The organism is Poseidonocella sp. HB161398, from assembly GCF_005870025.1.
Taxonomy (GTDB): domain Bacteria; phylum Pseudomonadota; class Alphaproteobacteria; order Rhodobacterales; family Rhodobacteraceae; genus Mangrovicoccus.
This window is the reverse complement of the sequence record NZ_VATA01000243.1, coordinates 1-889: the sequence shown is the minus strand read 5'-3', so window position 1 is coordinate 889 and position 889 is coordinate 1. Positions and strand designations below refer to the sequence as shown.

Genomic DNA, 889 nt, shown 5'->3' with positions numbered 1-889 from the left:
AGGTTCTCGACCTGGCCCTTCTGCCACGGCGCCTGGGGATCACAGAACCATGCCTCGGTGCCCATGCCGGTGCCGAGTTCGCGCCACGAAGTGAACTCGAATCCGCGGTCGAAGGTGATCGACTGCCGTGCCGCCAAGGGCAGAGGCGAGAGGGCATTGATGATCGTGTCCGCCATCGGACCGGCCTTGCGGTCGTTGTTCCGGATCAGCACCGCGAAGCGGGTCCGCCGCTCGACCATGGACAGCACATTGGCGTCGCCAAGGTTGCGCTTGAAGATCATCAGGTCACCTTCCCAATGGCCAAACCCCTTGCGTTCATTGACTTTCTGGGGGCGCGCATGGATCGAGCGGTCAGCGGGGAAGACGCGGTCCCGCGGCTTGCGGCCGGGGCGCGGACGCCGCTTCTTCCGCCGTTCCGGCAGATGGCGGGCAAGACCGGCGGCCTGGCCGTCCTTCGAGTAGACGAAGGCGTAGATCGTCTCGTGACAGACCCGGACGGCCAGCTCCTCGTGACGCATCCGGCCTGCAATCTGCTCGGGCGACCAGCCGGCCGCGAGGCAATCGATGATCGCCGTCTGCAGTGCGGGGTCCCGCAGCAGCTTTGTGCGGCGGCGGCGCCGATCCGCGGCAAATCCATGGGCGATCGAGCAATAGTATCCGTTCAGCTCGGGCTCGTCCTCGAAGCGGCAACGGTTCCGCTTGAGTTCGCGGTAGATCGTGGAACGGTGGCGGCCGACCTGCAGCGCGATCTCGGCCACGCGCACGCCCTGGTCGGAAAGCTTCTGGATGATCCGCCGTTCCCTGAGGTCGAGCTCGACATGCGCCATCTGGCAATCTCCTGTTTTCACGAAGAATAGTGGAGATGTCGCAAGCCAGGATAGAATGTACC

1 protein-coding gene is annotated in these 889 nt (G+C 64.7%); it reads right to left on the bottom strand.

Annotation, left to right across the window (positions count from 1 at the left end; all coding sequences use genetic code 11):
• A partial coding sequence (locus FGX59_RS37045) for an IS30 family transposase (protein ID WP_138473494.1) occupies positions 1-889 on the bottom strand: 889 nt, incomplete at both ends.